Below are 6202 nucleotides of genomic sequence, written 5' to 3'. Positions count from 1 at the left end.
GTGCCCGGTAGTCTATCCCCGCTGAAGAACGCAGGACCAAATTGGGCAGGATGGTATATTCCCCGTAAATATTGCCAAAAAGCTGGTTAAGGGTAATTGTGTTGTGCGTCGTTTCATTGTCTCCGAATGGGTTATCTGATCTGGAAAAAGGATTCAAAGCATAGGTACCATCCGGGTTATAAATAGGAATGGTAGGGATCTGTTCCAGCGCGCCCAGTACAACACCCGAATTGTTCAGCTCCATTTCAGTCCTTGTACTGCGGTTGTTTTTGGTGTTGGCGAGGTTCAGGCTTGTTCCTATTTTAAACTGATCGCTCACCTGCTGATCGAGGTTGAGTTTTACAGAGTACCTTTCAAATCCGGAGTTACGGATAATACCATCCTGGCTAAAATAGGCCCCGGAAAGGTAATACTTAGTCTTATCGCTTCCCCCGGTTACACTCAGCTGGTAATTTGATATGGGTGCTGTATGATACAACAAATCCTGCCAATTGGTATTGGTTGTTACGGTGTCTATATTGTAGGCAGGATCCATACCTGCATTCATCAGGGCCTGATTATAGATACCGGCAAACTGTTTTCCATCGAGCAATTTGATTTTTTTGGCCAGTTGCTGGACACCGTAATACATATTAAAATTGACCTGGGGTTTACCTGATTTTCCTCTCTTAGTTGTTACAACCACCACGCCATTAGAAGCCCTGGATCCATAAATGGCGGCAGCTGCACCGTCTTTCAGGACATCTATGGACTCGATATCACTGGTGTTGATGGTACTTAAGGGATTGGGTCGCTGGTTTCCAATGCCAATCTCTTCATCATATCCGGGTTGTACCGGAACCCCATCAATAACATACAGCGGTGAAGTACTTAAACTCAGGGAGTTCTTTCCCCTGATGCTGATGTTAATCGCCGAACCTGGTTGTCCGGTAGGGTTACTAACCTCCACTCCTGGAGCTTGCCCTTGCAACGCATTTTCAAAACTGCTCACAACCTGGCGGCCAAGTGCTTTCGCTCCTACTGTTGCCACGGCTGTACTGAGCTCCCTTTTCTGCTGTGTTCCATAACCTATACGGATCTCAACTTCATTTAAATTGCTGGCATCCTGGTTCAACACCACATTTAAATAACCCAGATTACCAGTCAGTGTGAATTGCCTGGAGGTATAACCAATAAATGAAACCAATAGGACATCTCCAGCCTGTGCGTCGATGGAAAACGAGCCATCTGCACTGCTAAGTACGCCAGAAGGTTTTCCTTTTATGGTAATGCTCGCCCCCGGCAAAGGAAGACCTGTAGTATCTGTTACTTTACCTTTGACCTTAATCGGATGGACAAGGTTTTCTTTCCGGTCAGAAATAATAATCGTTTTGTTTTCTATCGTAAAATCCAGGGGCTGATCTGTAAAGCAAGTTTTTAGCGCTTGTTCCAGAGGGACCTGGTGCAACTGCACACTGACAGGTTTTGCTTTCTGCATGAGATCATAACTGTAGAAGAAGACATACCCGGTTTGTTTTTTTATAGACTGGAGTACTTTTTCCAATGCTTCGTTCTTCCCCGAATAGGTCACTTGTTGTGAATATCCGCTTGCATACACATGAACGAAGGCAAGGGTGGTTAATATAAAAATCAATTTCATGATTCGCCAGGTTTGTTCGTATCTGTTCCGGGACGTCCTGGTGCTTTTCAAAAGAAGCGGGAATGGTCGCCGGCAAGTACCATAAGTAATAAAATTCATTACATTTGATTTGTTTAGGGTTTGAAGAATGAGTTGATTGCAAAATAGATTGGTTCCTGAACACCCTGAACGCTATTGCCGGGAGCGGGCCAACGCTTCCGGTTTTTATTTTTCAGGATCAGGCGAATTGTAAAGATCAGGGCATAACCACCACCTCCTTTCCGCTCACTTTAAAATGCACATTACTTTTTTCTAAAATATTCAGCACTTTGGACAAGGGGAGGTCTTTTTGTATGGCACCTCCAAATTCTTTTGAAGGCTGTTTTCCTTCATATTTTACTTCAATGTCGTACCAACGTGACAATTGCCGCATCACTTCCTGGATGTTGGCATGATTAAATTGAAAATAGCCTTCTTTCCAGGCTACCGCTTCATCTGTATCTACACCCCTGCTGATTTTTAGCGGAACAGCTTGTCCGGCCGTAATCTTTGCCTGATCGCCAGGTCTCAGGAGCGATTTCATTTGCTGATACGCGATTTGTATACTGCCTTCCAGCAAAGTGGTTTTCATGCTCTGCTCATCTTCATAGGTATTCATGTTAAAGTGGGTACCCAATACTTCTACCATTTGCCCCCTTGCACTTACTTTAAATGGTTTTGAAGCATCTTTAGACACTTCGAAATAGGCTTCTCCTGTTAATTCGACCAATCTTGACTGCCCGGTAAAGGCTGCAGGGTACCTGAGGGAAGAAGCTGCATTTAACCACACTCTACTGCCATCAGGAAGAATGACCTGATACTGACCCCCTCTCGGCGTAGAAATGGTGTTATACGCCATCTCTGTATCTGCAGAGGCAGAAGAAAGACTGGTATTAAGCAGTTGTCCATTTTTAGTCTTAACAATAGCCACACCATTTTGTCTCGCAAGTTCTCCATCTTTTACTTCATTTAATATAATTTTCGAACCATTCGCCAGCAACAATATGGCTTTGTTACTTCCTGGCTGGATATCCTTTTGCGGCGCTGCAGATTGTACTGTTTCTTTCCTGATTTCAGATCTAGATGGAATAAAGACGTATAAAGCAACCGATACACACAGGAAAACGACAGCAGCGGCAACGAGCTTAATCCACTTTCCAATAAGGTAGCGAGGCTGTTTCTTCCTTATTTTTGAAAGCAGAACAGGCCTTAACTCCTCTGCGGTTTGTTCAGCGAGTTGCTTTTCTACATTTCCGGCCTCTACTTCCTGTTCGAAGTACTGATGCAACATGTCCTGCAATTCCTCTTTTTGATCGGGAAGATTAAAATGAGAAAGCAAATAGCGGACTTCTTCAGCGGTGCACTGTTTATCCAGGTATTTGTTCAGCAGCTTTTCCAGGTATTCCTTCTTTTCCAAAATACATTGTTTTTCTGCTAATACGCAAAATAAAAATTTATGGTCGGCTCTGTTTTCGAAATAATTACACTGAAGCACCTATAAAAAATACAACAGACTGAAAATAAGCCCAATAAATTACATACCCTTCATCAAAACCCCTGCAATGAGTGCATAAACTGCAAAATCAGGATGGCTCAACAAATATTTCTTAATGGAAGAATTGGCTTTAACAATATGATCATGTATTGTAGACGTAGAGATCTGAAGCTCCTCACTGACCTCCTGATAACTTTTGCCTTCCAGCTTACAAAGCATATATACTTTTTTGCGTTGAGGAGAGAGCTGATCTATGGCCTTTCTGACCATATTGATGTTCTCTTTGCTGATCAGCAGTTCGTCAGTTTGAAGATCCGCATCTACCGCCATAGCCAGCAGGTGTGCGCTCAGTTGTTTATTTTTCGCTTCCTTCCGGAAGTAGTCATAGACCAGATTGACCCCAATGGTATACAGGTAAGACTTAAAAGACAGATTGGGATCTATGATTTGCCGGTGCTCCCACAATTTAAGGAACAGATCCTGGAGCAATTCTTTGGCAATTTCTGTGTCGCCAGTCATCCGCAGCATTTTCAGGAACAGCGGCTTGCTGTATTGATTATATATTTCGGTAAATGCAGTTTCTTTTCCCTGCTGCAGGTGGAGCAATAGAGTCTCTTCTTGACGTTCAACAGGTTTTTGGTTAGTTTGCATGGGTGGTCCAGGGGGATACCGTTTTCCCTTTCCTATAAACTTACGATTTATTCACGGATCTAAGTACAAGAATTCGCAAAGCTTTTTAAGCTGTAAAAGGTTCTATCGTGGGATTCGGGCATAAAAAAAGAGGAACTTCATCTGAAGTTCCTCTTGCGGAGAGTGAGAGATTCGAACTCTCGATACCCTTTTGGAGTATACACACTTTCCAGGCGTGCTCCTTCGACCACTCGGACAACTCTCCTTTTCAGGATTGCAAAAGTATAAAAAATTTTGAATCCTGCGAATAATTAATCAATAACAGTGATTTTTACCATATTCGTCTTTCCTTTACGCTCCATTGGGATCGCTGCAGTATTGATCACTACATCCCCTTTCTTAATCAGCTTATGCTTTTTAAGGATGCTGTTCACGTCCAGAATGGTTTCGTCAGTACTTTCAAATTTATCATAATAGAAGCCTTGAACACCCCAAACCAGGCTCAGCGTGTTTAAAAGGTTCTCATTGCTGGTAAAAATATAAGTCAAAGCTTTTGGCCTGTGGCTCGAAATTTCAAATGCAGTATAACCGCTTACCGTCATGGAAACAATTCCTACGGCATTGGTCTGCTTAGAAAGTGCAGTCGCTGTTTCACAAATGGCATCACTCAGAAAAGTATCTGAATTTTGTTTGATGAATTTATCTGAGTGAAAAGGATAATTATTCTGTTCAATGTTCTGAACAATCTTTTGCATAGTCTCAATAACGATCAGAGGAAACTCTCCTACAGAGGTTTCTCCGCTTAACATTACCGCGTCAGCACCATCCAGTACAGAATTCGCCACATCATTCACCTCTGCACGTGTTGGTCTAGGTGTGGTAATCATGCTTTCCAGCATTTGCGTAGCAATAATTACTGGTTTAGATGCCGCACGGCATTTTTTAACGATCATTTTCTGCAGCAAAGGAACTTCTTCCATTGGCATTTCTACTCCAAGATCTCCGCGGGCAACCATAATACCGTCTGAAACCGCGATGATCTCATCTATATTTGCAATAGCCTCAGGTTTTTCAATTTTAGCAATTACCCTGGCCGATTTCCCTCTTTCTTTAATAATTTCTTTAAGTTCGATGATGTCTGCGGCATTACGTACAAATGAAAGACCGATCCATTCTACATCATTTTTAAGAACAAATTCAAGATTACTGCGGTCTTCAACCGTCAGTGAAGGAATAGAAACTTTTGTATTTGGAAGGTTTACACCTTTTCTTGAAGTCAGGATGCCACCATGAACAACTTCACAGATCACCTCATCTTCAAAATTGGTTTCTATAACACGCATTTGCAGTTTTCCATCGTCCAAAAGGATGATTTCACCAGCTTTAACATCCTTTGGAAAGGACTCATAAGTAATATAAATACGCTCTTCGTTACCGATACATTCTTTAGTTGTAATGATGGTCTTGCTTCCGTTAACCAAATGAATACCACCATCTTTCACCATTCCAATCCGGATTTTAGGCCCTTGCAGGTCGGCTAAAATGCCTACGTTGTATTTGTGTTTTTTGTTCAGGTCGCGGATGGTATCCAATACTTCCTGGTGGTCTGCCTGAGAACCGTGGGAAAAGTTAAGCCTGCATACATCTAAGCCGGCATTGAACATGCTAAATAAAACGTCTGGTTTGGCTGATGCCGGTCCTAGCGTGGCAACTATTTTTGTTCTGGAATGAAAAGGTTTCATCAATTTTACTTTTATTTATAACCAACCTTATATGCTGTGGAATGAAAAAAATCCAAGGATATATTCGGTTAATTTTGTTATTAAAAAAATATTGTAACACCAAATATAGTGTATTTAATACACCTTCAATATAAAATTTACATTATCAAATTCTCTTTTGACTTGAGCTTATAGGGGTCTATCTGCGCAGCAACCTGAATATCAGACAGTTTGTTCAGCCCGGACAAAATATAATTCAAATCGTCTTTATCTAAAAACTGATGAATAATCAGAAAATAATCGACCTTATTCATCTCCGGAATTAAAAATCCGTCACTGTGCCGGTTGCTTACGATAAAATATTCATTCTCTCCCTGTTCCACATAAAAATAATATTTTGAGAAGGATAAAGGGGGCTGGTCGACATTGAAATAGACCTCGTGTTCCTCTATCCTTTCAAAGTCAAAACCCAACTGGGTATTGATCTTGTGACAAAAGACGTAATCCTTTAAGGATGCGGTAATTGCAATCAGAATGAAGTCAAGATCCAGAGATAATTTCAGGTAGGTTTTATTCAAAACAGTTGCTTTATTTTAGGTTACGAAATTATAAAAGTAATTTTACTTTCCCGTTTGAAATAAAAACATTAAAATTGGTACTGAAATAAAAACATTTGAAATGTGTTAGAATTTATTTTTC

5 protein-coding genes and 1 tRNA gene are annotated in these 6202 nt (G+C 41.2%); all 6 read right to left on the bottom strand.

Annotated elements, in window-relative coordinates; all coding sequences use genetic code 11:
• On the bottom strand, positions 1–1639 hold a 1639-nt coding region (locus DBR11_RS23515), incomplete at its 3' end, for a SusC/RagA family TonB-linked outer membrane protein (RefSeq protein ID WP_199233935.1).
• A 235-nt stretch (positions 1640–1874) separates the two neighbouring features.
• Entirely contained in the window at positions 1875–3074 is a 1200-nt protein-coding gene (locus DBR11_RS23510; RefSeq protein ID WP_146186642.1) for a FecR family protein, read from the bottom strand.
• 117 nt (positions 3075–3191) lie between these two features.
• Entirely contained in the window at positions 3192–3803 is a 612-nt protein-coding gene (locus tag DBR11_RS23505; protein ID WP_108555035.1) for an RNA polymerase sigma factor, read from the bottom strand.
• Positions 3804–3959: 156 nt separating this feature from the next.
• Positions 3960–4047 (bottom strand) — tRNA-Ser (locus DBR11_RS23500).
• A gap of 46 nt (positions 4048–4093) precedes the next feature.
• Entirely contained in the window at positions 4094–5524 is a 1431-nt protein-coding gene (gene pyk / locus DBR11_RS23495) for a pyruvate kinase (RefSeq protein ID WP_108555034.1), read from the bottom strand.
• Positions 5525–5661: 137 nt separating this feature from the next.
• Positions 5662–6081, bottom strand: coding sequence for an IPExxxVDY family protein (locus DBR11_RS23490; RefSeq protein ID WP_108555033.1), 420 nt, complete (start codon positions 6079–6081; stop codon positions 5662–5664).
• Positions 6082–6202: the final 121 nt, after the last annotated feature.

This window comes from Pedobacter sp. HMWF019 (assembly GCF_003061025.1).
Lineage (GTDB): Bacteria > Bacteroidota > Bacteroidia > Sphingobacteriales > Sphingobacteriaceae > Pedobacter.
This window is presented reverse-complemented; position numbering and strand designations above follow the sequence as displayed.